This window comes from Bacillus timonensis, assembly GCF_004799755.1.
Classification (GTDB): Bacteria; Bacillota; Bacilli; order Bacillales; family Bacillaceae_L; genus Ferdinandcohnia; species Ferdinandcohnia timonensis_A.
This window is the reverse complement of sequence record NZ_SLUB01000015.1, coordinates 25,805-51,576: the sequence shown is the minus strand read 5'-3', so window position 1 is coordinate 51,576 and position 25,772 is coordinate 25,805. Positions and strand designations below refer to the sequence as shown.

Below are 25,772 nucleotides of genomic sequence, written 5' to 3'. Positions count from 1 at the left end.
GTCTGTTATTATGTATATAATAAAAGTTGAGAGGTGATTCAGGTGTCAGGAATAACAAACGCAGATCAAAAAGTATTGAGCCCTAAAGGCTTAGAGACAAGAGAGAAACTATTACATGCAGCAGAGGAGGTATTTGGACAAAAAGGATACTATGAGACTTCAATTGTAAATATTTCACAAGAAGCAAATGTAGCACAGGGAACCTTCTATAATTATTTCCCATCGAAAAAAGATATTTTTGATGAACTCATTCGTCAATATAGCCGGGAGCTTCGTTTAGCCATTAAGGAAGAAATGGGTAAAGCTAAAACGTTCGAGGAAGCACAACGGAAAGGATTTAAAGCGTTCTTTACTTGGGTCAAAAATCGCAGAAATTTATATAGTATCGTTCAACAAGCCGTAGTTGTCGATAAGGATCTTTATCGCTGGTATTACGATAAACTTGCAAATGGATTCTTAAAAAGTTTATCTGCTGGAATTGGCGTAGGTGAATTTAAGGAGATTGATCAAGAAACGGTTGCCTATTGCTTAATGTCAATTGGTCAGTTTCTTGGAATGAGATGGGTGTATTGGGAACAGCAGGACGTTCCTGAAGAGGCTTTTGAAGCAGCAATGACACTTGTTTTTGAAGGGCTAAAAAAAGGATAGAAGGGAGAGTACATCATGCAAGGCATAGCTTATTGGATTGAAAAAAGAGCTGATTTACATCCGAAGCGTATTGCCATTATCACTGATAAGGAACAAATCACCTATAAAACGCTTAGTGAAGATGTAAACAATTTAGCTTCTTACTTAAAACTTAAGTTGGGAATAAAAAGAGGAGACCGTATCGCGATTTTGTCTCAAAATAGATATGAATACATGGTATTACTATTGGCAATCGCAAAGCTGGAATGTATTGCAGTTCCACTTAATATTCGTTTAACAGTAAATGAACTTGTTTATCAGCTAAATGATAGTGAGACAGAGGCGCTTTTTATAGAAGACATCTATCAACAAACATCCAATGCTTTGGAAGAGGAATCTTGTCTGAAAAAAATCATATCCATTGACACAATAAGATATCTGAAATGTGGTAATGAGAAGGTTTCAGTTGAAATAAATGAAAGCGCTCCCTATTTAATTTGTTATACTTCCGGAACAACTGGAAAACCGAAAGGCGCTGTTTTGACACAGAATAATATGTTTTGGAATGCGATTAATAATTCGCTCGCAATTGATATCACATCTAGTGACCGTTCCCTATTATTACTTCCGCTCTTCCATATAGGAGGTATAGGCTTATTTGCATTTCCAACTTTGTATGCTGGTGGGACCATCATTCTGCCTGAGGGGAAATTTGATTCTGAGAGAGCCTTAATGATGATTGAACAGCACCAAGCGACAATCGTAATGGGTGTTCCTACAATCCATCAGGCGATTTTACATAGTCCGTCATTTGAACAAACAAATTTGAAATCTGTTCGCTGGTTCTACAATGGCGGTGCTCCATGTCCACTTGAAATTATCCAGGCGTTTTTTGATAAGGGGTTCTTATTTGGTCAAGGCTTTGGGATGACCGAAACATCACCTACCTTGTTTATGCTTTTGAAAGAGGATGCCAAACGAAAAATGGGTTCGATTGGAAAGCCTGCTCTGTTTTGTGAGTATAAATTAATAGATTCGGAAGGGTCGTTGGTTAAAGACGGCGATGTTGGAGAGCTTCTCGTTCGTGGACCAAATGTGATGAAAGAATATTGGAATAGACCGGAAGCAACAGCTGAGGCTCTTAGAGATGGTTGGTTATATACCGGCGATCTAGCAAAGGTTGATGACGAGGGATTTTTGTATATTGTCGGAAGGAAAAAAGAAATGATTATTTCTGGTGGAGAAAATATATATCCTTTAGAGGTTGAACAAATCATAGGGAAGCTAGAAGATGTTGAAGAAGTGGCTGTTGTTGGAGTTGTCGACCAGAAATGGGGAGAAGTTCCGGTAGCTTTTGTTGTAAAAACGAAAGAGAGTTTGTTAACAGAAGAAGAAATAATCGAATATTGTAATCAGTTTTTAGCAAAATACAAGATTCCGAAAAAAATCGAATTTATTGATCAACTCCCTAGGAATGCGACGGGGAAAATCCAAAAGAACCGGCTTGTCAAAATATGAAAGGACGGTAAAACAGATGAGAACAGAAAAGATTGGAATTGAAGCAACAAGTGTTTTCTTTCCAGAAAGGATAGAAACAGCAAAGGATTTATCGAAAAAAACAGGAATCCCTGAACAAGTCATTATAGAAAAGTTCGGCTTGCATCAAAAGCATGTGTCGGATGATTCCATGCAGGCAACAGACCTAGGGATTGAAGCAGCCCGAAAAATCCTATCAAAGATAGATCCTCTATCGATTGATGTCGTGATCTATTTTGGAAGTCCTCATAAGGATTATTTAGTTTGGTCATGTGCACCTAAACTTCAATATGAGCTGGGGACAAAAAATGCCTATGCATTTGAATTAATGAATGTGAGCTCTTGCTTTCCAATTGCGTTAAAAGTAGCAAAGGATATGCTACGCTCGGATGAAAAAATTAAAAACATTTTACTTGTTGGAGGCTGTAAAGAATCTCAAATAATAGATTATGAGAATCCTCGCTCCAGGTTTATGTTTAATTTTGGAGATGGCGGGACGGCGGCATTACTAACAAAAAATTCTTCTAATAGTGAAATTCTAGAAAGTTCAATCATCACGGATGGTTCATTCTATGAAGATGTTCGTGTACCGGCCGGAGGTTCCAAATTGTTCCCAAGCCTGGAAACAGTAAAAAATCGACAACATTATATCGACGTTCTTGATCCATCTAGCATGAAAGAACGGCTTGATCCTGTATCGATTCCAAATTTCGAAAAAGTGATTCGACAAGCAGTCCAAAATAGCGGATATTCACTTCAAGACATAAAAGTTCTTCTTCCACTTCATACGAAACGCTCCATGTTTAGAGAACTACTTCACACATTACAAATTCCAGAAGAAAACACAATCTATTTAGATCATCATGGCCATATGTCGGCACTTGACCCTTGTGTTGGTCTTCATTTTGCACAGGAGCAAGGAAAATTAAGAGAGGGTGACATTGCTGTAGCTGTAAGTGCCGGAACAGGTTATACATGGGCAGCTACTACTATTCAATGGGGTTAACAGAAATTACACAAAAGATATTCTGTAACTAAAATGTAACTATCACCAAGTACGATTATCGCAGGAGGTTTTACAGTTTTTATGATGAAAAAGGGGGAAGGAAAATTGAAGAAATTCTCATTTCGTAAAATGCTTTTCTTAAGTCTGCTTGCCATGCTTATGGTAGTTGCAGCAGCTTGTAGTTCAGGATCTTCAACTACAGAAGAAGAGAAACCAAGCTCAGGTGATTCAGACAAACCCGCAGAAGAAACAAAAGCAAAGGATCCGATCAAAATCGGTGTGCTCGCTTCATTAAGTGGTGGACTTGAATCATACGGAAAACAAACAACACAAGGATTTGAACTTGGTCTTGAATACGCAACAGACGGAACAATGGAAGTCAATGGACAAGAAATTCAATTTATTGTAGAGGATACTGAAACAAAACCAGAGGTTGCAATTCAAAAAGCTACTAAATTAATTGAGGAAGACGGAGTCGATTTCCTAGTCGGTTCTTCAAGCTCAGCGGATACATTAGCCGTTCTTCCACTAGCAGAGGAATACGAAAAAATCATGATTGTTGAACCAGCTGCAGCAGATAGTATTACAGGTGCGGACTGGAACGAATACATTTTTAGAACAGCTCGTAACTCTTCACAGGATGCCGTTGCAGGTGCAGCAGCAATCGCTAAAGAAGGGGTGAAAATTGCAACACTTGCTCCGGATTATGCATTCGGTCGTGATGGAATAGCAGCCTTCAAGGAAGCAGCAGAAGAACTTGGTGCTGAGATTATTCATGAAGAATATGCAGACCCTGCAGCAACTGACTTTACATCTAATGTTCAAAAGATTATTGAAGCAAAGCCTGATTATTTATATGTTGTTTGGGCTGGTGCAAACACACCTTGGAACCAAATCGCAGATATGAAGGTCCAAGAAAATGGTATTAAAATCTCGACAGGTGCTCCAGATATTCCGGCACTTGCGACCATGGATGCTTTAATTGGTATGGAAGGATTCACAGTGTACTATCATCAACTTCCAAAAAATGATATTAACGATTGGTTAGTTGAAAAACATAAAGAAAAGTTCAATGGTGAGGTACCTGACCTATTTACTCCAGGTGGTATGACCGCGGCATTAGCAATTGTTGAAGCAATTAAAAAGACCGATGGTGATACAAATGCAGATAAGCTCATCGAAGCGATGGAAGGCATGAGTTTTGATACTCCAAAAGGAAAAATGACGTTCCGTGAAGAGGACCACCAAGCCCTTCAAACTTTATATGCGATTCGTCTAGAAAAGGTTGATGGTGTGGATTATCCAGTACCAGTCTTAATGAGAGAGTTAAGTCCTGAGGAAACAGCACCACCAGTTCGCAACTAAAGTCAATTAAGGAACTTCGGTAGTGTATGTTTCTACCGAAGTTTCCTTTTAGAAAAAAGAGGTGAGACTACGTGAAAAATATTATTGAAACGAAGGAACTGACAATTGCATTTGGAGGACATGTTGCTGTTGATAAGGTGAATTTTACAGTCCCTCCAAACCACTTCAAATCCATCATCGGACCAAATGGTGCAGGTAAAACAACTTTTTTCAATCTGCTAAGTGGTCAGCTTTCACCAACCAATGGCCAAGTTTTCTTAAAAGGTGAAGATATAACAAAACTTTCTCCCACTGCACGTACACGTAAGGGAATCGGCCGTTCTTTTCAAATTACAAATGTTTTTCCAAATCTAACAGTATTAGAAAATGTCCGTTTGGCCGTTCAATCCGTGGCAGGAGTTAGGTATCAAATGTTTAAGCACTTCCGTAAATATCGACAATTCGAAGAAAAAGCTTTACACATTCTATCGCTTGTTCTTCTTGATAATAAAGCAAATGCAATTGCAAAAAACTTGGCACATGGCGAAAAACGAAAGTTAGAAATTGCTATGCTATTGGCATTAGAGACGGAGGTTCTATTACTAGATGAACCAACTGCCGGAATGTCGCTGGAGGAAGTTCCTGCAATCCTTGAGGTCATAAAAAAGATAAAAGCGGAAGGGGATCGTACCATTATTTTAATTGAACACAAAATGGATATGATTCTCGATCTATCTGATAGTGTAATGGTTTTATTTAATGGGAGATTGCTTGCGGATGGGACACCTACAGAAATCATGGACAATGAAACAGTTCAATCCGCGTATTTAGGAGGTTTGTACGATGACACTGCATCTTAAGGTAGAGGGAATTCATACGTATATCGACCAATTTCATATTTTGCAGGGTGTTTCATTTGAAGCGAAAAAAGGAGAAGTAACTGTTCTTTTAGGAAGAAATGGTGCAGGTAAAACGACGACTCTGAGGTCCATTATGGGACTTAATCCACCGGCTAAAGGAGCAATTGAATATAATGGGGAAAACATTACCGGTCTTGCAACCTATCATATTGCGGCAAAAGGGATTGGCTACGTACCCGAGGATCAAGGCATATTTGGAGAGTTAACAGTAGAAGAAAATATGAAGGTCGCGATCAAAAAGGAAAACGAAGAAACAAAGGACCGTCTCGATTATATATTGAACTTATTCCCTGACCTGAAGAAGTTTTGGAAAAGAAAAGGGGGGAACCTAAGCGGGGGGCAAAAGCAAATGCTCTCGATTGCAAGGGCTTATGTCAATAATAATGATTTACTTCTAATAGATGAACCGAGTAAGGGTTTAGCCCCAATTGTAGTAGAAAAAGTGATGGAATCTATCCAAGAGATAAAGTCTAAAACATCGATTATACTTGTTGAACAAAATTTTATTATGGCAAGTACAATTGGAGACCGCTTTTACATCATTGACGATGGAAGAACCGTTCATCGTGGCGAAATGAAGGAGTTAAAGGAAAATGAACAACTCCGCAAACAATATTTAGGAATTGCCTAACAGGAAGTTCATCGTCATTCTGAACTTAGTTTCAGTGTCTAGCTCCAGGCGCCATCGGCTCTCTGGTCTAAGCCAATCGCTTCGGAAGGTAAAGTGCACCTTCTGTCAGCGCTCGTCTTATGCTTGTCACCGAAGGCAGCGCGCCTTGCGCTTTTCTTATGGGAGGAGGAGAATTTGTGGATGCAATCATTAATTTAACGATCAATGGACTTGCTACAGGTATGTTGATTTTCCTGCTTGCAGCAGGGTTAACCTTAATTTTTGGACTTATGGATGTCTTAAATTTTGCCCATGGTGGTCTATTTGCATGGGGAGCATATGCTGGTGTTTGGTCTTATGGGCAAACCGGCAGTTTCTTAGTTGGAATCATTACAGCTTTGATTACTGGATTAATTTTAGGGTTGTTGATTGAAAAGTATATTGTTACACCTGTTTACGGAAATCATGTCCAACAAATTTTGATAACACTTGGGGTCATGATTGTCCTTTCCGAAATGTTAAAGGTCGTTTGGGGACCAAATCAGTTAAGTGCGAAAACCCCTCCATATTTGAGTGGAAGCTGGGAGTTTGGCGGGGTTATCCTCATAAAATATCGTTTATTTATTATTTTAGTTGGGTTCTTGGTTTTCTTCCTTATTTACTACATTTTAAAAAATACAAAGATTGGCTTAATCGTTCGTGCAGGCGTTATCAACAAGGAAATGGTCCAATCGCTTGGAATTAATATTAAAAAGATTTTTATGCTCGTTTTTATGGTTGGTGCAGCAATGGCCGCACTTGGCGGTGTATTACTTGGGCCTTATTCCGGACAAATTTATGCGGAGATGGGTATGGAATTTGCGATTCTCGCATTTATCGTTGTTGTCATTGGTGGAATGGGAAGTATTACAGGATCTCTATTTGCAGCGATTTTAGTCGGGTTATCAGGTGCTTACATGGCATACTATGTCCCAGAATTATCATTAGCAGTCAATATGCTGCTGATGGCCATTGTATTAATTTTTAGACCACAAGGATTATTCGGGGCAAAGGGGTGAGGAAATGAGGCTTCTAACTAATTCTTCAAAAGCGAACATCATATACATTGCGGCGGCAGTATTTCTTCTATGTTATCCACTTATTAATGACACTAGGAGCATCTTGATTTTATTTACACAAATATTTATCTTTGCTGTTTTTGCTATGAGTTATGATATTTTACTAGGTTTTACAGGGATTGTTTCATTTGGGCATGCAATGTTTTTCGGAATTGGTGCATATGCGACAGGTGTTCTTTTACATCGATTTGAGCCAACAGTTCCTATTTTTCTGCTATCCATCCTAGTTGGAATGATTCTATCAGCCATCTTAAGTTATATTGTAGGTTTGATCTCGCTACGGTTAAAGAGTCACTTCTATGCCATGCTGACGTTGGCGTTTTCGGGCTTGTTTTTAGTAGCAGCTGAAAAATGGCGATCATTAACGCGAGGAAATGATGGATTTACGTTCCGCATTCCTGATGTATTAAAAGACCGGATGACTCTCTATTTTGTCACATTGATTTTAATGATTATCGTATTTTTAGTGTTAAAAAGATTCACAGAATCTCCTCTTGGCAGGGTTCTCCAAGCCATTCGCGAAAATGAGCCACGAACAGAGTCACTAGGCTATAATGTGATTCATTATAAAATTATTGCAAGTATAGTTGCAGGAGTAATCGCAAGTGTTTCCGGCTCCATGTATGTTGTCACATTACGGTTTGTCAATACATCGGTATTTGCTCTTGATGTAACCCTTGATGCTCTTCTTATGACAATTATCGGAGGAGTTGGAACATTAGTTGGGGCCATCATTGGAGCGGGGCTTATCGAATTTGCCCATCACTGGCTAACTGGGCTTGCAAAGGTGCATTGGATTTTTGAACGATGGATGATCTTCTTTGGCATTTTATATATATTAGCTGTCATGTTCTTCCCAATGGGAATCGTTGGAACAGTGAAGTCATGGTTTTATAAACGAAAAGGGACGAATAAAGCAAAAGACTATAAAAAAGAAAAAATAGCCGGCTAAGGAGAGAGGTCCATGAATGATAATCAACCCATTACTTCCTTCGTTGTCCGTTGTGCGCTAGTTGATGTCGATAAAAAGACAATGAAAAAGCACTGGCGTATAAAGGTTAGTCATGTTCAGGGGGAAGATGAGGCAGTTGTGACAGATTTAGATGATGCAGTAGAGTTTATGAAACGTGTAATAGAGGAGTGACCTACTTTGCAATCAGTTGGAATTTTAAGTACAGGGACATACATCCCGGAAGACTTTTTAACTTCAGAAGACATTTCAAAAAAAAGTGGGATACCCAAGGAAATCATTGAAACCAAGCTAGGTATTTTGAAGAAACCGATTCCTGGACCTGATGACCATACATGTGAAATGGGGATAAAAGCAGCAAGAGAAGCCATTAAAAAGGCAAACATCAATCCATTAGAAATTGATTTAATCATCTACATCGGGGAAGAGCATAAAGAATATCCTTTGTGGACAGCAGCCATTAAAATGCAACAGGAGCTCGGCGCTTCAAATGCGTGGGGCTTCGATGTGGCAATGAGATGTGGTACGACGATCATGGCTATAAAGGTTGCTAAGGATTTGATGAAATCAGATGACTCTATAAAAACGGTGTTACTCGCGGGTGGTTATCGAAATGTCGATTTTATTGATTACGAGAATCCTAGAACTCGCTTTATGTTTAATTTGGGAGCGGGTGGCGGTGCCATCCTGCTACAAAAAGGGATTACTAAAAATCACGTCCTAGAGAGTCATATTATCACAGATGGTGCATTTTCTGAGGATGTCGTTGTCGTTGCAGGTGGAACTAAGAACCCGATTACCAAAGAAGCCCTCGAGCAAAAATTAAATATGCTTGATGTTCTTGATCCAGAAGGGATGAAACAGCGACTTGAAGAAAAGTCGATGCAAAACTTTCTTCAGGTGATTCGAACATCCGTACAAAAAAGCCGGTATACCGAGTCGGACATTGACTACTTGGGCATTCTCCACATGAAAAAGTCAGCCCATGATTATGTGTTAAAAGAGTTAGGTCTTACCCAGGACCAATCCATATATTTAAATGAATTCGGACATATAGGTCAGATCGATCAAATACTTTCTATGGAATTGGCGGTAAAAAAAGGTAAAATAAAAGAAGGGGATCTTGTTGTTCTCGTAAGTGCCGGTATTGGATATGCATGGGGTGCCACGACAATTAAATGGGGGGATTGTGAATGTCAGTCATTGAGCTAAAAACGGTTAATCTCGCAAATGGAGAAACTTTGGGCTACAGGGAACGTGAAGGGGGAGAAAAAATAGTTCTACTCATTCATGGGAACATGTCATCATCGAAACATTGGGATGTTGTCATCGAAAACCTTGATAGCGATTACAAGGTATATGCGGTGGATATGAGAGGCTTTGGTATTTCAACTTATCATAAACCGGTACAATCGATTAAGGACTTCTCAGATGATATTAAATTATTTGTTGATGAAATAGGTTTATCAAATTTTATTATTGCTGGTTGGTCAACAGGTGGAGCTGTAGGAATGCAGTTTGTCGCTGACTATCCTGGACTTTGCTCAAAATTACTATTACTAGCATCAGCATCAACAAGAGGTTTTCCAATCTATGGTTTAGGTGCTGACGGACAACTGGATTTTTCAAATCGTTTGAAGACAATGGAAGACATTCATAGTGATCTAGCACGAACAATCCCAATTCAAACTGCCTACGACAATCGAGATAAAGAAGTCCTGAAAGCAATCTGGAATGCGGCTATATACACTAAAAATCAGCCTGAAGAGGCCCATTACGATGAGTATTTAGAGGATATGATGACTCAACGAAATCTTGCTGATGTCTATTATTCACTAAATACCTTTAATATCAGTCATCATCACAATGGGTTAACAGAAGGAACAGGCCAAGTTGAAGAAATCAAAATCCCAGTCTTAGTATTACGTGGGGATCGGGATTACGTAGTAGTAGAAAGTATGGCAAAGGAAATTATGGAAGATCTAGGAGAGAACGCTACATTTTTTGAACTTGAAGACTGTGGACATTCTCCATTAATTGACAACTTAGAGCTATTGTTAAAACATATGCATGAATTTATCGGAAAAAAGGAGCATACAAAATGAGATTAAAGGATAAAGTGGCAATCATTACTGGAGCAACAAATGGGCTTGGACTAGAAGCTGCTATTACATTTGTACGTGAAGGCGCTAAGGTTGCCTTAACAGACTATGATACAACAGGCGCTGATAGAGCTAATGAACTGAAAGAACAAGGTGCAGATGTTGAATTTTTCCAGGTCGATGTAGCAAACAGAGAGAGCGTTGATGAAATGGTTTCCGCTGTTATGGAGCGATTTGGAAAGATTGATATTTTAATAAATAATGCAGGGATAACTCGGGATGCAATGCTGACAAAGCTTTCTCAGGAGGATTTTCAAAAGGTTATCGACGTAAATTTAACAGGTGTTTTTAATTGCACTCAAGCTGTCGTTCCTCATATGATTGCTAACGTCAAAGGGAAAATTGTCAGTACCTCGTCTGTAACTGGGGTATACGGGAATGTTGGTCAAACCAATTATGCGGCATCAAAGGCAGCGGTAGTCGGAATGACAAAAACGTGGGCAAAAGAACTCGGTAGAAAAGGAATTAATGTAAATGCAGTTGTACCAGGATTTATCGAAACAGGGATGGTTTCATCCGTACCTGAAAAGGTCATCAATCAAATGAAAATGATGATTCCTCTGCAAAGGCTAGGAAAGCCTTCAGATATTGCGAATGCATATTTATTTTTATCTTCCGATGAATCGGATTACGTGAACGGAACAACCTTACATGTTGATGGTGGAATAATGATGTAATTTAAAGAGGAGCTGATATGATGGCTCCTATTTTTTTGGCTTTAAAACAAATCCTTCAGTGTAACTTCTATGTAACTACTATCTTCTATAGTAATAATAGAATTAAGTAGACGTAAGGAGAGATAGTTGTGAGGTGGGAACTGGATTGGATCGCAAATCGGGCTCGACTATCACCTGATTCGATTGCTGTTGTAGATGGTGAGAACGGAAGCCGTTTTACATTTCAAGAATTAAATAAACGTGCGGAAAATATCGCCTATTATTTCAAAACCATCGGAATCAATAAGGGAGATCGGATTGCACTACTGTCTCCGAATGATATTTGTTATTTCGATTTGTTATTTGCCTGTGGGAAAATTGGGGCCGTTTTTGTACCGCTAAATTGGCGTTTATCAAGTGAAGAAATAGACTATATCCTTACAAATTCATCACCAAGACTAATTGCATTATCCAGTAATTTGGAGGGCTTATTACGGGACAAATCATCTAAAGAAATTATAAACATTAATTCAGAGAAGTATCATCAAATTGCGAATGAAACAAGTATCTCCTATGTCCAGGAGGAACTGGTTCAAGAAGATGATGCCTTAGCGATTATTTATACTGGTGGAACAACAGGTAAACCAAAGGGAGTGGTTCTATCCCATCGATCAATTATGTGGAATGGGTTAAATACGATCGTAAGCTGGAATTTATCAGCAGAAGATGTGACATTAACGTATATGCCGATGTTCCATACGGGTGGGCTCAATGCCTTATCCATTCCGATTTTAATGATGGGTGGCAAGGTTGTACTGGCGAATAACTTTGAGCCGAATCGAGCAATCCAGATTATCAATCAAGAGGGCTGCACAGTCGTATTACTCGTTCCAACGATGTATCACATGATGGTAAACACTCCATCCTTCAAGGATGTGAAATTTCCAACTATGCATACATTCTTGTCAGGAGGAGCTCCGTGTCCACTAGAAATTTATCAGGCTTTTGAAGAAAAGGGACTATCCTTTAAAGAAGGATATGGATTAACAGAGGCTGGTCCAAATAATTTCTTCATCGACCCTAAGATTTCAAGATTTAGAAGGGGATCTGTTGGGAAAGCAATGTTTTTTAATGATGTGAAAATCATGACTTCCGCTGGGAGAGAAGCAAAGGCTGGAGAGGTAGGAGAGCTTTTAATTCGTGGAAAGCATGTATTCCATCATTACTGGAATAACCAAGACGCGACAAAGGATGCGTACCATGATGGATGGCTCCATACCGGTGATTTGGCAAGATGTGATGAGGAAGGTTACCACTATATTGTTGGTCGAAAGAAAGAAATGATCATTACTGGTGGGGAAAATGTCTATCCTTTAGAAGTAGAACAGTGCATTAGTAAGCATCCGGCAATCAACGAAGTTGCGGTGATTGGTGTCCCGCATCAAAAGTGGGGCGAAATGGTAATTGCTATTGTCTCGTTAATGCCAGATCAACAGGTTTCTATGTTGGAATTAAAAGAATTCTGTCAAGAAAAAATCGGTAAATACAAAGTTCCGAAAGAGTTTATCTTTGTAGAAGATATACCAAAAACACATGTTGGAAAGATAGATAAGAATCATTTGCAAAAAACATATGAAAATTTAGTTGGGTGAAAAAATGAATATGCAAAAACGACTACTAGTTTAATTGGTAGTCGTTTTTTAGTGTCAGAGGATTATTCAGAGACTGCTAAGAAATATATTATTCAATGTATTTGCGAATACCAAATAAATAGTAAAAAAATACTAACATTAAATCGTGACTTTTTTCCTATCGTTCGTGTTTTATAGGTAAAATAGGTTGAAGTTTTGTTTAATTTTCGTAAATTATATTGACCTATATTTACTTTGCCATTATCCTGTAGGCGAACCAATTTCTACTAATTTAAAAGTGAGGGGAGAAAGCTGTGAAAAAAGTCATAGTGAAAAAATTACTATCAATCTTATTTGTGCTTAGCTTAATAGTGCCTACTACTCTATTAAACTTTGCACCTGCTGTAAGTGCGGCAGAAGAAAATGCTAGTACGACTGAACAACAATCATCCTTTATAACAGTAGCAGAAGCGATTGCAAATAATACGGGGATAGCTACAGTGCAAGGATACATAGTGGGAACAGCTAAGAGTGGATCAAGTTATGATCAAGTTGTACCATTTGAAATTGCTACTAACCTTGGTTTAGCAGATGATCCAAACGAAACAAATCCAGTTAAGATCTTACCGGTCCAGTTACCAAAAGGAAATGTTCGTACAGATTTAAACTTAATGGACCATCCAGAAAACTTTCAAAGAAAAGTAGCTATAACAGGCAACCTTGAGCAATATTTTAGTGTGCCAGGATTAAAAAGTGCCTCATCTTATGAATTTCTTGATGGTGACTCCAATCCTGGTGAACCAGAACAACCAACTGTTATCAGCATTGCTGAAGCACGTGCTCAGGGTACGGGTTCAGCAACAGTTAAAGGAATTGTAACAGCAACATTAAAAAATACAATTCATATTCAAGATGAAACGGCTGCAATTGCTGTTCGTCCAACATCCTTAGATGTTCAACTTGGCGATGAAATCACTGTAAGTGGTTCATTACAAGAATATAGAGGGTTATTACAACTAGATTCTGCAACATTGACTCAAAAAACCGAAGATATAGGAGTACCTGCGCCAATTGAATTAGCAGGAGCAAATGTTAATGAAGAAAATGAATCTAAGTTAGCAATTGTTAAAAATGTTGAACTTGTAAAAGTTAACGAAGGCAGTGGCTGGGCAAATTACACGGCTAAAGCTGAGGATGGTACAGAGTTCTTAGTTCGTGATGAAAAAGGTGCATTGGAATTATCTGTAGGAACGACATATGATTCGATAACTGGTATCGTTCAACAATTCGACCAAGATTATCAAATCATTCCTCGTGGACAAGCAGATATCATTGAGGATGCAACAAAAGTTCAATCCGTTAATGCATCTCATCCTTCAGGTACCGTTCCTGCAGGAACTCAAGTAACATTATCTACTACAACTGAAGGTGCAGATATTTACTATACTATAGATGGAACTGAACCAACAGTTGAGAATGGTCGAAAGTACAGCGAACCAATTACTATTGACCAAGATACAACAATCAAAGCGATTGCTGTAAAAGAAGGCCTAACAGCTAGTGAAGTGAAAGAATTTACTTATAAAGTGTACGATGCTGATAATATCAATATCCATGATATTCAAGGAGAAGCCCAAGAATCTCCACTTAAAGGTGAACCTGTTGAAAATGTTGAAGGTATTGTTACGTATACCTACAAAATCGGAAGCGGCAACTACTTTCATATGCAAACGCCAGATGACCAAAAGGATAACAATCCAAAGACATCTGAAGGGATTGTCGTTTATACAGGGAACCAAGCGAATGTAAAAGTTGGTAATCTAGTAAGTATAACAGGTACAGTAGATGAGTATCATATCGATGGATATAGTAATACAAAAAGTGATACTGACCTGCCAGTTACTCAAATCAATGCAAGAGATGATCGTGGCGGTGTAGTAACACTACTTGAGGAAACGGTTGAATTACCTGAACCAATTAAAATAACAAGCGAGAACCTTCCAAACCAAGTAATCGATAATGATAGTTTTGCTGAGTTTGATCCAGAAGAAGATGCAATTGATTTCTGGGAAAGCATTGAAGGTATGCTGGTTGAAGTAGGAACCGTGAAGGCTGTTGCACCCCAAGAGCATGGAGATTTAATTACAGTTCTTGAAAATAGAGAAACAGATACAATCCATGGTGGCGTATTACTTACTGAAGACAATGCTAATGCGGATCGTATCCAATTCAAAATGTATGATAATTATGAAGCAAGAGACTTCGAAGTAGCAACAGGAGACATATTTACTGGCCCAATTACAGGTGTCGTAAACTATGGTTTCCAAAACTATAAGATCTATGTTGATTTAGCAGACATGCAATCAAAACATGTTGAAGGCAATACGAAACCTGAGACAACAACGATTATTAAAGAAGATGATAAGCTAACGATTGCTTCTTATAATCTAGAAAATTTCTCGAATAACACAAAAGAAACATCAAACGATAAAGCACAGAAACTAGCAAGAGCATTTGTTCAAGATATGGAAAGTCCTGATATTATCGGGGTAACTGAAGTTCAAGATAACAACGGTCAAGACGCAGGTGATTCAGCTGCAAATGAAAGCTATGAACGTCTAATTCAAGCCATTGTTGATGCAGGCGGTCCTAGATATGAATATTTAAACATTGACCCTATTTATAATGAAGATGGTGGAGCACCAAATGCCAATATCCGTGTTGGATTCTTATATAATCCAGAACGAGTTTCTTTACCTGAAGGAATTCCAGCCGGTGATGCTACAACTGCAGTGGGTTATGAAAGTGGGAAATTAACACATAACCCTGGACGAATTGATCCTACAAATCCTGCATTTGCTAACAGTCGTAAACCTTTAGCTGCTCAATTTACCTTCCAAGGTGAAGATGTAGTTGTGATTGCAAACCACTGGAATTCCAAATCCGGAGACACTCCTTTATTCGGTTCAACACAACCACCGGTATATGGTAGTGAGGTGCAACGTAAACAAATCGCCAATATCGTGTATGACTTTGTAGAAGAAATTAAAGCTGATAACCCGAATGCAAATATTGTATCTGTTGGCGACTATAATGACTTTCAATTCTCTGACTCTATGAAAATTTTTGAGGGCGAATTGATGACCAACATGATTAACCATGTTGAACAAAGTGATCGTTACACATACTTGTTCCAAGGTAATTCACAAGTTTTAGACCATATTGTGGTATCAAATAACCTAGTGCCAAAAACAAAGATTGATATTTTACACATCAATGCAGACTTTACAGATATGGCCGGACGTGCAAGTGATCATGACCCGGTAATGGTACAAGTAGATTTAAAAGACAAGATAGATAATTTCGACTTAACGGTTATGCATACAAATGATACACATGCAGCCCTAGATAATATGCCTAAAACAGTGACTGCAGTGAAAGAAGAAAGAGCCAAAGATCCAAATGCACTTCTTCTACATGCAGGGGACGCATTTACAGGAACCTTGTATTTCAATGAGTTCCAAGGTGCAGCAGACTTAGCGATGATGAACTTAATGGGCTTTGATGCAATGACCTTTGGTAACCATGAATTTGATTTAGGTTCATCAGGTGAAGGACATCAAAAATTAGCGGACTTTATCCGAGGTGCCACATTCCCATTTGTTAGTGCCAATGCTGACTTCTCAAAGGATGATACATTCGCTGGAATTTTCAATGATTCTATCGAAGCTGACTTTAGTAATGGTCAAATTTACAATGGGATTATTAAAGAGGTTAACGGTGAAAAAGTAGGAATCTTCGGTTTAACAACAGAAGAAACAGCCGATATCTCAAGCCCAGGTTCGATTGAATTTGAAAACTATCTAGAGAAAGCTGAAATGGCTGTAACGGCTCTGGAAGCACAAGGTGTTAACAAGATTATTGCATTAACCCACATTGGATATGACGATAATGCAGCTGTCGACAACGACTTAACTCTTGCTGAAGAAGTAGAGGGCATTGACATAATTGTTGGTGGACACAGCCATACAACATTATCTGAACCTGTAGTTGTTGCAAATGACGAAACACCAACAGTAATCGTTCAAACAGGAAATGCGAACAGCAATCTTGGGGTTTTAAATGTTGAATTTGATGAAAATGGTGTAGTAGTAGCCCATGATGGTGGTTTAGTACCAATCGGTAATCAAGTGGATGATCCTGAAGCAGCCGAAATATTAGCACCCTTCAAAACGCGTGTCGATGAGGTAGCTCAGGAAGAAATTGGTGTAGAAACCCCAATTGAATTAGAAAACCCTCGTACAAATGGTGATAATTCAAAACCAAGCGTACGTAAGAACGAAACGATTCTTGGTAACTTGATTACAGATGGTATGCTTACAAAAGCAAGAGAATTCACTGGTAAAAATGTCGTGATGGCATTACAAAACGGTGGTGGTATCCGTTCAGCTATAAATGCTGGCCCAATCACTGTTGGTGAAGTTATTACTGTTCTTCCTTTTGGAAATACGTTAGCGACAATGGAGATAACAGGTGCTGAGCTTAAAGAAGCGTTTGAAATTTCGTTAAGCAAGTATCCAGGAGAGAATGGCGGCTTCTTACATGTTGCAGGAGGTAAGGTCGAATTTGATTCGTCCAAACCAGCAGGGGAGCGTGTAGTCGAAGTTTACATTAACGATTCCAATAATAAACTGGTTGCAGTTAATGATGATACAACGTACACCATTGCTACAAATGCCTTTACTGCTAAAGGTGGCGATGGCTATGATGTATTTGCAAAAGCGTATGAGGAAGGTCGTGTAACAGATCTTGGACTTTCTGATTGGGAAAACTTCCGTGACCATTTAATAAGCCTTGGTAGTGAAGGAATTCCAACTGAAATTGAAGGCAGAATTGTTGATATTTTAACAACACCAGGTGAAGAACCTCAGATTGTTGTTGTAACTCCAGACGTTGAGCGAGGAAACAAGTATGTTGTTACCGCAAATGATTTAGGTGATTTAACAGATGGAGCTACTGTTAGAGTTGAAGTACCTGAAAAGAAAAATACAATTTTTGTATCATTGAGTTCTGAAGCTGTTACAAAGCTTAAAGAAGCAAATGCAACAATCGTAATTTCGAATAGCGTTGTTGATCTTCAAGTTCCTGCTGCTGAATTACCTGATGGTGAAATTGAAATTAAAGTGCAGAAGAACAATCGTAAGGGTGCTTTAGATGCTTATGATTTCTCAATGAAATCCAAAGGTAAAGGATTTCAAAAGTTCAATTAAAAAATAATAGGAAGGCCATAGAACAGGTTTCTATGGCTTTTTATAATGCGAACTACTCGGTAACATATGACAATTAAAGAATGATTGAAAAAGGAAATCAATGCGAAATGTTGAATTACTAAATTAGTCGATAATGAAGGGGTATATCATATGATTACATATAATCTACTAAAAGGAAAAAAGGTTGAACTTGTAAGATTTAAGGATGAGGATGTTCCAACAATTGTGAGTTGGTATGAAGATCAGGAGTTTCTTAGAAATTTAGATACGTTACCATCCTTCCCAAAACATCCTTCTGACTTCAAGGAATGGGTCGAGCAGAAAAATGAAAAAGCATTCGTGTTTGGAATTAAAGAGTTAGCTACTGAAAAATTAGTCGGCTTTGTTGACATTGATAGTATTATTTGGCCACATCGAAATGCATGGCTCGCCATTGCAATTGGCGGAGATGGTAACCGAAATCGAGGGCTTGGACATGAAGCGTTGCAGCTTGTGTTAGATTTTGCATTTCAGGAATTAAATCTGCATAGAGTCCAATTAACTGTATTTCAGTACAATGAAAGAGCCATCGCTTTATATGAAAAACTAGGCTTTGTCAGGGAAGGAACTTCTAGGGAATTCCTCGAGCGAGACGGCAAACGTTTTGATATGTATTTTTATGGTCTGCTAAAACACGAATGGAAAAAATAATCTAGATCCCCCCTGATGGTTGGGGGGATATTCACAATTACTGTTTTTCGAAGTTTAAATCCCAAATAATCCCGAATGGGTCTTTTACTTTTGCATATTTGGCACCCCAGAAAGTATCCTGTAATTCCATGATTACTGTTCCTTTTTCCTTTAAATCATTAAACGTTCTTGTAATCTCTTCTTCACTCTCGAATTCAATAACAAGCGAGATGTTGTTTCCGATCGTAACTGTTTGGTCTGGAGAATCATCGGATACCATTAATAAGAAGTCATTCTTTTTAAATTTACCATGGATGAGTCTATCGTTCGCCCAATCCTGGTTCTCATAACCCGCCTTAGCATATGTTTGCACATCCAAAATTTCCCCTTCAAAAATTTCCTTGTAATAGTCCAAAGCTTCCTTTGCATTTCCGTTAAACATTAAATACGGTGTTGCTTGTCCTTTCATTCACAAAACACTCCTTTTAAATTTCGTATCGTTACACTATGTTATCTATTTCCTAAAGAAGTCATACGTTTTTGTATATTTTTTCCTTAAGTACCATTATAATTAAGTAAAATAAAAAATACAAGAACAAATGTTCTTAAGGAGGGATACTATGAATATTAGAAAGCTTATACCAGAGGATGCTGAGGGCTATTGGAAGCTACGACTAAAAGCATTAACAACTGATCCAGATGCGTTTTTAGTCACCTATCATGAAGCAATTAGTAAGGAAAACCCGATCGAAGAATACAAGAAAAGCTTTCAATCTGAATATATATTGACATTTGGCGCATTTGAAAAAGCCCAATTAGTTGGTGTGGTAACCTTAGTAAGGGAAACACGTCAAAAAATAAGGCATCGGGCTAATGTTGTCGCAATGTATGTTGATGATGAAAAAAGAGGAAAGGGAATTGCAAAATCTTTGCTAACTGAAGCGATCAAAGTAGCTGAAAATATTTCTGAAATTGAGCAACTTTATTTAACGGTGGATGCTGAAAATACACCTGCAAAGCAATTATATGAAAAGGTAGGATTTCAAACATTTGCTGTTGATAAAAAAGCAATGAAATACAACGGACAATATCGTGGCGAAGAGCATATGGTATTATTTCTTGAGAAATAATTTTGTCAAAGTTTGTCTTGCTAAAAGTATTGGAGTCGTTTATTATTAATTTTAATAGCATATATTGATAGTATTTCGGTTTATATAACTACATATTGTGTTTTGCCTTAAGAAAGAGATGCCGTATAGGCTTAATAGGGAATCTGGTGAAAATCCAGAACTGCCCCCGCAACTGTAATTGCTGACGAAATGAACAGACCACTGTATAACTTATATGGGAAGGGTTCAAAGTAGAGTGACGCATGAGTCAGGAGACCTGTCTTTTCTTAAGATGTTTCACCTTCTTCGGGGATTGGGAAGATGAAACGGTGGCGACAGGTCGGCTCTATTTTTATGCTCTCTTGGTGTTATCGTTTCATCCGCTCAATTCGTTTGAGCGGATTTTTTCTGTTTTAACAAAAAAATAGATAAGGGAGAGAAATAAATTGAATATCACAACACAAGGAGAATTAGATTCAGTTCTACACTCGCTTGATTATGCTAAAAAGGTATATCAGCTTGATACAACCGAATTAAGAAATAGACTACAAGGGATGAATTTCTCTACTTTTGAGGCAAACCAACATGGACTTTTTTATTCCCTTAATCGCATTGCCATGGACCAGCCTAATTGGACATATTTAGCGGCCCATCTGTATTTAAATGAGCTCTATGAAAAAGCTGCCACGAGTCGGAATTACAAAAGTACCCTAAAATACGGGAACTTTCATGAGTTAATTGAAGAACTAACGAACAAAGGAATTTATTCCAATGATATAGTAAACTCCTATTCCAAAGATGAAATTTTTGAACTTGAAAAGGTAATTGATCCTACTAAAGATCATCTATTTACATACATCGGTCTGTTTTTATTAGCGGACCGATATCTTGCTAGAGATTACGAACGGAATATTTACGAACTTCCACAGGAGCGTTTCATGATCATTGCTATGACATTGATGCAGCATGAAAATAGGGATGTGCGGATTGAGTTCGTCAAGGAAGCTTACTGGGCATTAAGTAATTTGTATATGACCGTTGCTACTCCAACATTATCAAATGCGGGTAAAAGCTTTGGTCAGTTGTCCTCTTGTTTTATTGATACAGTTGAGGACTCACTTGATGGCATTTATTTAAATAACTGGGATATTTCTAGATTATCAAAAGATGGAGGGGGGATAGGTGTCTATTATGGAAAGGTTCGTGCACTCGGCTCCGATATTAAAAAGTTTAAAGGGAATTCCTCTGGGGTTGTACCATGGATTCGTCTAATTAATGATACAGCAGTAAGTGTTGACCAATTAGGACAACGCCAAGGAGCAATTGCTATCTATCTTGATTTATTCCATAAGGACATTATGAATGGTTTCCTAGATTTAAAAACGAATAATGGGGACGAGCGCCGTAAGGCTCATGATATTTTTACGGGAGTCTCCGTCCCAGATCTTTTTATGAAAAGGCTAGAAGAAGTTGATGAAAATGGAAGAAGCATCGGGGAGTGGCATACCTTTTGTCCACATGAAGTAAAGCAATTCATGGGCTGGAAGGATGAAAAAGGAAACCCATTAGGACTTGAAGATTTTTATGATGAAGAGGATGAAAAATATTTCACATTAAAATATTTGGAAGCTGTTAACCATCCACTTTTACCACGCAAATCCTACCGTGCGATGGATGTCATGGCACGAATCATGATTGCGCAGTTAGAAACAGGAACACCATATATGTTCTACCGTGATGCAGTCAACCGTCAAAATCCAAATAAACATCTGCTAGGAAAAGGCCGAACAGCGATTTTCTGCAGTAATTTATGTACGGAGATTGCACAAAATATGTCAGTAACCACGATTACAAAAGAGTATGTGGATGATGAAGGAAATATTGTGATCATTCGAAAACCAGGTGATTTTGTAGTTTGTAATTTATCATCTATTAATCTGCCAAGGGCTGTTCAGGAAAATGTACTAAAACGATTAATCCGCATTCAGGTAAGAATGCTCGATAATGTTATTGATTTAAATACCATCTCTGTTAAACAAGCAGATATCACTAATAAAAAGTTTCGTGCGGTTGGATTAGGGACATTTGGGTGGCATCATCTTTTAGCACTTAAGGGGATTTACTGGGAATCAGAAGAGGCTGTTCAACTCGCGGATGTATTATACGAGAACATTGCCTATTACGCAATACAATCCTCCATGGAGCTTGCCAAGGAAAAAGGAGCTTACCCGAAGTTTAAAGGATCCGATTGGGAAACAGGAGCCTATTTTACCCGCAGAAAGTACACATCTGAACGATGGAACAGACTTAAAGAACATGTTTCTCAGAATGGACTGAGGAATGGTTGGCTGATGGCGGTTGCTCCTAATTCATCGACAGCTAAAATTGGCGGCTCTACGGATGGGATTGATCCAATCTACGCAGTCGAGTATGCAGAGGAGAAAAAGAATTTTAAATTTAAAGTCACCGCACCAGATATTAACCATAGAACCTATGAATTTTACCGAAAAGCACGTCATGAAGTGGATCAAATTTGGAGTATAAGACAAAATGCAGCACGCCAGCGTCATATCGACCAAGGCATTAGCTTCAATCTATATGTCAGACATGATATTAAAGCAAAGGATCTCTTGCAACTCCATTTAGAGGCTTGGAGACAAGGGTTAAAAACGACATATTATGTAAGAAGTACCTCACAAGCAGAAATTGAAGAATGTGAACTATGCCATAGTTAAGGGGGAATAGAACGAATGACAAACAACCAGCCGTTAACAAAAATAAAATTATTTAATCCGGAGTTTCCGAATAAATCAACAGGAATAATAAATGGAGAAACCTCGGGTTTATTGAATTGGAATGATATTGCCTATCCCCAAATGTATACTTTATATCAAACCTTGCTTTCGAATTTTTGGAAAGCCCAAGAAATTAATATGCAGGATGATATCAAGCAATGGGACCAATTAAGCCTTTCTGAAAAGGATGTATTTTTACGAATAAACACTCAGCTCGCTTCACTAGATAGTTTGCAAACACCTACGATGAACCAGGTCATGGACTATGTAACAGATTCTAGTTTTAAAGCTATTTTCGCAGTGATCTCACAGCAGGAAGCCGTTCATAATGAATCTTATTCCTATATTCTCAGTTCATTGGTACCCTTACAAGAACAAAAGGATCGCTTTAATCAGGCGAAGGAAGATCCGATAGTTCGAAAAAGAAATCAGGTAATCCTAGAGGCTTACGAGGGATTCAGGCAGCATCCGACTCCAGTAAATTTGTTTAAGCTTGCAATCAATTCAATTAACCTAGAGGGAATTTATTTTTATGCTGGCTTTGCCTTTTTCTATAACCTTGCGAGACAACAAAAAATGCTTAAAACGAGCACAATGATTAGCTATATTCAGAGGGATGAAATGCAGCATGCGTATTTTATCGCTCAATTTGTACGAATTCTTTTATCAGAAAACCCAGAACTTAACACCGCAGAAAACAAGGATTATGTCTTTAAGGCAATCGGACAGGCAGTGGAGCTTGAAAAGGAATGGGCACGCTATATTTTGAAAGATATTGATGGAATTGATTTAAAAGAATTTGAAGAATATGTTGAATATCTTGCTAATAAAAGGCTTCGCCAGCTGGGGTTCCAAAACTTATATGAAGAGAGAGAAAACCCAATGCCCTGGATTCAAGTGTTTAGTGATGAAATGATGAATGATACCAAATCCGATTTCTTCGAACAAAAATCACGAACCTATACCAAGGTATCCCAATCCAATGGGTTTGATGAGCTATAAAAATGAAGATTGCCATTGTGTATACATCAGTTACTGGAAATACAGAGGAAGCGATGAATATCATCTACAAGTATATGAGTAGATACACTAGCAGGTGTAATGTCTATCAGCACGAACATTTTCCATTATATGAATTAGATTCATATGATGCGATTATTATAGGTACCTATACTTGGGGAAATGGGGATATTCCGAATGAAATGATTTCCCTTTATCGAGCATTTGAGAACACATCCAATAAGGATATCGTAACAGCTGTATTTGGGACTGGGGACCAATGCTATCCCCATTATTGTGGGGCAGTTGATGAATTTCGTGATATGCTTTTTGTGCATTCAAACTTAGCAGCAACCTTGAAAATTGAATTAATGCCTCAATTTTTAGATGAACATCGGTTTGAGCGCTTTGTAGAGGTTATCATGGAACGTGTAAAAAATGAAAAGGGTATCACTATCTAGTTTTACCCTTTTCATCCTTACATCGGTTTCTACATTTTTAATTTAAAACTTAGAATTATATTTAGGACAAATAACCCAATTAGACTTCTAAGTAATATCGGAAACTCTAATACAGATGATATCAGTGCTCCAAGGCTTCCTCCAGTCATTAAAGTAAATGAATATAATGAAATGGCGGAACCTCTTGCCTCTTCACCAAGTTTACCGATGATCGAAATAAGGGAAGGGTAGAGGAGAGAAATAGCCGCAATAAAAGGAATGGATAGGATCGCGATCATTGCAGGTGTATTTATAAAAAGGAGAAAACTTAAACTAATTGCTACAAGACATAGACCGATTAATAATGTTCGACGGTCACCCAAATACCGTACGAATCTCCCTGTTAACAATGAAAAAGATGCACCAATGAGACCAATTGCCCTTATTTTAAATAAAGTTTGTTGGTCAATTGAATATTTTTCATGTAAGTATTGGCCAATTCCGTCATAAAACGAAATAAATGTCAGTAAAATCGAAAAGGTAATCATATAGCAGGTGACTAATGAGGGACTCTTCATCATTTTACAAATGTCTTGAAAAAATGGTGCGTTAGCTGGTTTAGTGACCGGGACTGTTGAAAGGATAAACAAACCGCAAATAAACAGGACTAGATAAATAATGGCAAAGCAAAATAATACATACTCCCATCCATAGAAATAAGTAATGCTCGAACTAATAAGTTGACCGAGGATTCCCGCAATTAAGAAGCCGCAGTTAATAAGGGCTAGCACGAGCGCACGGTGTCGAACGGGAAATACATCAAAGATATATGCAAACGCAACCGGGGGAAAACTCCCTAAAGCAAAACCTTGAAGACTCCTGAAAAGATACAGTGATTGTTCATTAAATGAAAAACCCACTAAGCCAGTTGCAAAAAATGAAAGGATTAATCCAAGAAGAATGACTTTTTTTCTTCCAATTTTCTCAGAAATAGGTCCAAAGAATAACAACCCGCATGCATAAGTAAAGGAAAAAATGCTCCCACCAACCACCACTTGTTCAACAGAAATATGGATTGAATTCGATATACTTTGATAAATAGGAATAAACGTATAAATATTTGATGCAACAAAAATCCCTGTAACGATAAGAAATAACGCGACAAGATATAACCTCTTCAACCGGACCACCACCCTTTTGTAACATATGCTTACTGGCAAGGTCAGGTTAAAAATGGAGGTTGTCGAAATCGATTATAAGAAAGAACCTTAATAAACAAAAAAGCGAGAAAATACCTTGGTTATCTTCTCACTTTTTCTATATATAGATAGCGCCTTCATCTGTAAAAATAGTTTTAAGGAACGATGGTTACTGGGCAAGGAGGTTCGTGTAATACCTTATAGCTAACACTACCGAGAACTGTTCGTTTAATTGCACCTAAACCCCTATAGCCCATGATAATTTGAGACACCTGACTTTCGCTTGCTTCAGTACAAATTTCAATTCCAGGTTCTCCAATTCGTAATTTGGTTTTCACTGGAACAGAGAAGTTCTCCGTTTCAGCTAAAGCTTTATCAAACGCGATTTTACTTTCTTCATGTTGATACGCTTGAATTTGATCTTGCCGAACAAAGCGCTTTACATTTGGAGTGTTATAACTTGGTTGAACATTGAGGAGAATGATGTCAGAACCGGTTTCAACCGCTTGATTTAAGGCGAAATGTAAAGCTTTAATAGAATGCTCAGAACCGTCAACAGGCACTAGTAATCTAGGCATATGAATGACCCCCTTCAAATTGACGGGATTGATGACCAAACAGTGTACAAAATGTCATCAATCCCTACTTTCATTATAAGTCTATATTAAGAGTTTGGTATAAAGTTAACTAAAATGTCGAAATAATAAAAAT

22 protein-coding genes and 1 riboswitch are annotated in these 25,772 nt (G+C 38.1%); of the genes, 19 read left to right on the top strand and 3 right to left on the bottom strand.

Annotated elements, in window-relative coordinates; genetic code table 11:
* Positions 1 to 42: 42 nt before the first annotated feature.
* The 15 genes from E1I69_RS10555 to E1I69_RS10480 all read left to right on the top strand — a co-directional run bounded on the left by E1I69_RS10555 (position 43) and on the right by E1I69_RS10480 (position 18,540).
* Positions 43 to 648 carry a TetR/AcrR family transcriptional regulator gene (locus E1I69_RS10555; RefSeq protein ID WP_242634576.1) on the top strand — a complete coding sequence of 202 codons (606 nt, stop codon included), beginning with the start codon at positions 43 to 45 and terminating at the stop codon, positions 646 to 648.
* A 15-nt stretch (positions 649 to 663) separates the two neighbouring features.
* Positions 664 to 2,145 (top strand): o-succinylbenzoate--CoA ligase, encoded by a 1,482-nt coding sequence (locus E1I69_RS10550; RefSeq protein ID WP_136379573.1) that lies wholly within the window; start codon positions 664 to 666, stop codon positions 2,143 to 2,145.
* A 16-nt stretch (positions 2,146 to 2,161) separates the two neighbouring features.
* A complete protein-coding gene (locus tag E1I69_RS10545) occupies positions 2,162 to 3,169 on the top strand; it encodes a 3-oxoacyl-ACP synthase (RefSeq protein ID WP_136379572.1) in 1,008 nt (335 codons plus the stop codon).
* A gap of 84 nt (positions 3,170 to 3,253) precedes the next feature.
* Positions 3,254 to 4,534 carry a substrate-binding domain-containing protein gene (locus E1I69_RS10540; RefSeq protein WP_431731875.1) on the top strand — a complete coding sequence of 427 codons (1,281 nt, stop codon included), beginning with the start codon at positions 3,254 to 3,256 and terminating at the stop codon, positions 4,532 to 4,534.
* A 71-nt stretch (positions 4,535 to 4,605) separates the two neighbouring features.
* Positions 4,606 to 5,373, top strand: coding sequence for an ABC transporter ATP-binding protein (locus E1I69_RS10535; RefSeq protein ID WP_136379571.1), 768 nt, complete (start codon positions 4,606 to 4,608; stop codon positions 5,371 to 5,373).
* Complete coding sequence (locus tag E1I69_RS10530) at positions 5,357 to 6,064, top strand: ABC transporter ATP-binding protein (RefSeq protein WP_136379570.1); 708 nt, start codon at positions 5,357 to 5,359, stop codon at positions 6,062 to 6,064. The genes E1I69_RS10535 and E1I69_RS10530 overlap by 17 nt, the downstream gene beginning before the upstream one ends.
* A gap of 176 nt (positions 6,065 to 6,240) precedes the next feature.
* A complete protein-coding gene (locus E1I69_RS10525; RefSeq protein WP_136379569.1) occupies positions 6,241 to 7,101 on the top strand; it encodes a branched-chain amino acid ABC transporter permease in 861 nt (286 codons plus the stop codon).
* A 4-nt stretch (positions 7,102 to 7,105) separates the two neighbouring features.
* Entirely contained in the window at positions 7,106 to 8,113 is a 1,008-nt protein-coding gene (locus E1I69_RS10520) for a branched-chain amino acid ABC transporter permease (RefSeq protein WP_136379568.1), read from the top strand.
* Positions 8,114 to 8,125: 12 nt separating this feature from the next.
* Complete coding sequence (locus tag E1I69_RS10515; protein WP_136379567.1) at positions 8,126 to 8,305, top strand: hypothetical protein; 180 nt, start codon at positions 8,126 to 8,128, stop codon at positions 8,303 to 8,305.
* 6 nt (positions 8,306 to 8,311) lie between these two features.
* A complete protein-coding gene (locus E1I69_RS10510) occupies positions 8,312 to 9,343 on the top strand; it encodes a 3-oxoacyl-ACP synthase (RefSeq protein ID WP_136379566.1) in 1,032 nt (343 codons plus the stop codon).
* The gene (phaZ, locus tag E1I69_RS10505) at positions 9,325 to 10,236 is read left to right on the top strand and encodes an intracellular short-chain-length polyhydroxyalkanoate depolymerase (RefSeq protein ID WP_136379565.1); all 912 of its coding nucleotides are present in this window, start codon (positions 9,325 to 9,327) and stop codon (positions 10,234 to 10,236) included. Before E1I69_RS10510 ends, phaZ begins: the two co-directional genes overlap by 19 nt.
* Positions 10,233 to 10,970, top strand: a complete 738-nt coding sequence (fabG, locus tag E1I69_RS10500) for a 3-oxoacyl-ACP reductase FabG (RefSeq protein ID WP_136379564.1) — start codon at positions 10,233 to 10,235, stop codon at positions 10,968 to 10,970. Before phaZ ends, fabG begins: the two co-directional genes overlap by 4 nt.
* A 128-nt stretch (positions 10,971 to 11,098) precedes the next feature.
* Positions 11,099 to 12,601, top strand: coding sequence for an acyl-CoA synthetase (locus tag E1I69_RS10495; protein WP_136379563.1), 1,503 nt, complete (start codon positions 11,099 to 11,101; stop codon positions 12,599 to 12,601).
* Between the two features lie 293 nt (positions 12,602 to 12,894).
* The gene (locus E1I69_RS24930; protein ID WP_242634575.1) at positions 12,895 to 17,850 is read left to right on the top strand and encodes a 5'-nucleotidase C-terminal domain-containing protein; all 4,956 of its coding nucleotides are present in this window, start codon (positions 12,895 to 12,897) and stop codon (positions 17,848 to 17,850) included.
* 150 nt (positions 17,851 to 18,000) lie between these two features.
* Positions 18,001 to 18,540 carry a GNAT family N-acetyltransferase gene (locus E1I69_RS10480; protein ID WP_136379562.1) on the top strand — a complete coding sequence of 180 codons (540 nt, stop codon included), beginning with the start codon at positions 18,001 to 18,003 and terminating at the stop codon, positions 18,538 to 18,540.
* Positions 18,541 to 18,577: 37 nt separating this feature from the next.
* Here E1I69_RS10480 and E1I69_RS10475 read toward each other — a convergent pair whose 3' ends face one another.
* On the bottom strand, positions 18,578 to 18,988 hold the full coding sequence (locus E1I69_RS10475) for a VOC family protein (protein ID WP_136379561.1): 411 nt from the start codon (positions 18,986 to 18,988) through the stop codon (positions 18,578 to 18,580).
* Between the two features lie 151 nt (positions 18,989 to 19,139).
* On the opposite strand from E1I69_RS10475, the gene E1I69_RS10470 reads away from it, so the two are divergent.
* The 4 genes from E1I69_RS10470 (at position 19,140) to E1I69_RS10455 (ending at position 23,883) form a co-directional block, all read left to right on the top strand.
* Positions 19,140 to 19,649, top strand: coding sequence for a GNAT family N-acetyltransferase (locus E1I69_RS10470; protein ID WP_136379560.1), 510 nt, complete (start codon positions 19,140 to 19,142; stop codon positions 19,647 to 19,649).
* Positions 19,650 to 19,747: 98 nt separating this feature from the next.
* Positions 19,748 to 19,927, top strand: a riboswitch (cobalamin riboswitch).
* Positions 19,928 to 20,182: 255 nt separating this feature from the next.
* Entirely contained in the window at positions 20,183 to 22,363 is a 2,181-nt protein-coding gene (locus E1I69_RS10465; RefSeq protein WP_431731874.1) for a ribonucleoside-diphosphate reductase subunit alpha, read from the top strand.
* A 15-nt stretch (positions 22,364 to 22,378) separates the two neighbouring features.
* The gene (locus tag E1I69_RS10460) at positions 22,379 to 23,425 is read left to right on the top strand and encodes a ribonucleotide-diphosphate reductase subunit beta (RefSeq protein ID WP_136379559.1); all 1,047 of its coding nucleotides are present in this window, start codon (positions 22,379 to 22,381) and stop codon (positions 23,423 to 23,425) included.
* Between the two features lie 2 nt (positions 23,426 to 23,427).
* Positions 23,428 to 23,883: a flavodoxin domain-containing protein gene (locus E1I69_RS10455; protein WP_136379558.1), complete on the top strand. Its 456-nt coding sequence runs from the start codon at positions 23,428 to 23,430 to the stop codon at positions 23,881 to 23,883.
* A gap of 29 nt (positions 23,884 to 23,912) precedes the next feature.
* Here E1I69_RS10455 and E1I69_RS10450 read toward each other — a convergent pair whose 3' ends face one another.
* Positions 23,913 to 25,043, bottom strand: coding sequence for an MFS transporter (locus E1I69_RS10450; RefSeq protein WP_161974878.1), 1,131 nt, complete (start codon positions 25,041 to 25,043; stop codon positions 23,913 to 23,915).
* Positions 25,044 to 25,216: 173 nt separating this feature from the next.
* The gene (locus E1I69_RS10445; RefSeq protein WP_136379556.1) at positions 25,217 to 25,639 is read right to left on the bottom strand and encodes a universal stress protein; all 423 of its coding nucleotides are present in this window, start codon (positions 25,637 to 25,639) and stop codon (positions 25,217 to 25,219) included.
* Positions 25,640 to 25,772: the final 133 nt, after the last annotated feature.

Excerpts from the sequence above, each read along its gene's own strand:
- E1I69_RS10550 (WP_136379573.1), top strand. The coding sequence starts at position 664 with ATGCAAGGCATAGCTTATTGGATTGAAAAAAGAGCTGATTTACATCCG.
- E1I69_RS10545 (WP_136379572.1), top strand. The coding sequence starts at position 2,162 with ATGAGAACAGAAAAGATTGGAATTGAAGCAACAAGTGTTTTCTTTCCA.
- E1I69_RS10540 (WP_431731875.1), top strand. The coding sequence starts at position 3,254 with ATGAAAAAGGGGGAAGGAAAATTGAAGAAATTCTCATTTCGTAAAATG.
- E1I69_RS10530 (WP_136379570.1), top strand. The coding sequence starts at position 5,357 with ATGACACTGCATCTTAAGGTAGAGGGAATTCATACGTATATCGACCAA.
- E1I69_RS10520 (WP_136379568.1), top strand. The coding sequence starts at position 7,106 with ATGAGGCTTCTAACTAATTCTTCAAAAGCGAACATCATATACATTGCG.
- E1I69_RS10515 (WP_136379567.1), top strand. The coding sequence starts at position 8,126 with ATGAATGATAATCAACCCATTACTTCCTTCGTTGTCCGTTGTGCGCTA.
- phaZ (WP_136379565.1), top strand. The coding sequence starts at position 9,325 with ATGTCAGTCATTGAGCTAAAAACGGTTAATCTCGCAAATGGAGAAACT.
- fabG (WP_136379564.1), top strand. The coding sequence starts at position 10,233 with ATGAGATTAAAGGATAAAGTGGCAATCATTACTGGAGCAACAAATGGG.
- E1I69_RS10480 (WP_136379562.1), top strand. The coding sequence starts at position 18,001 with ATGATTACATATAATCTACTAAAAGGAAAAAAGGTTGAACTTGTAAGA.
- E1I69_RS10475 (WP_136379561.1), bottom strand. The coding sequence starts at position 18,988 with ATGAAAGGACAAGCAACACCGTATTTAATGTTTAACGGAAATGCAAAG.
- E1I69_RS10470 (WP_136379560.1), top strand. The coding sequence starts at position 19,140 with ATGAATATTAGAAAGCTTATACCAGAGGATGCTGAGGGCTATTGGAAG.
- E1I69_RS10465 (WP_431731874.1), top strand. The coding sequence starts at position 20,183 with ATGAATTTCTCTACTTTTGAGGCAAACCAACATGGACTTTTTTATTCC.
- E1I69_RS10460 (WP_136379559.1), top strand. The coding sequence starts at position 22,379 with ATGACAAACAACCAGCCGTTAACAAAAATAAAATTATTTAATCCGGAG.
- E1I69_RS10455 (WP_136379558.1), top strand. The coding sequence starts at position 23,428 with ATGAAGATTGCCATTGTGTATACATCAGTTACTGGAAATACAGAGGAA.
- E1I69_RS10445 (WP_136379556.1), bottom strand. The coding sequence starts at position 25,639 with ATGCCTAGATTACTAGTGCCTGTTGACGGTTCTGAGCATTCTATTAAA.